This window comes from Gilliamella sp. B2717 (assembly GCF_026536675.1).
GTDB classification, from domain to species: domain Bacteria; phylum Pseudomonadota; class Gammaproteobacteria; order Enterobacterales; family Orbaceae; genus Gilliamella; species Gilliamella apicola_I.
This window is the reverse complement of record NZ_JAFNNQ010000002.1, coordinates 266120-266332: the sequence shown is the minus strand read 5'-3', so window position 1 is coordinate 266332 and position 213 is coordinate 266120. Positions and strand designations below refer to the sequence as shown.

The following is a 213-nucleotide window of genomic DNA, read 5'->3' as shown; positions in this document are numbered from 1 at the left end:
ATAGTGGATTTGCATTTGCGTCAACGAAAATTTCCGATTGTTTTATTAGAAAAGCTTAGTCGGCTGACGCATTTAAAAAGATTATGCCTTGAAGAAGGTGTTTCGCGTTTTGACGATGATAATCCATCCGAAGCGGAACAGGTACAAAGGAGTAATGCACGTAATCAGGTGTTATGGGGATTGTTAAAAAATCTGCAAATAAAATTGCATTGC

General features: G+C 37.6%; 1 protein-coding gene. It reads left to right on the top strand.

Going from position 1 to position 213, the window contains the following annotated elements; genetic code table 11:
* Nucleotides 1-15 precede the first annotated feature (15 nt).
* The coding region (locus tag J3U35_RS01265) for a hypothetical protein (protein ID WP_267359022.1) at nucleotides 16-213 on the top strand (198 nt) is incomplete at its 3' end.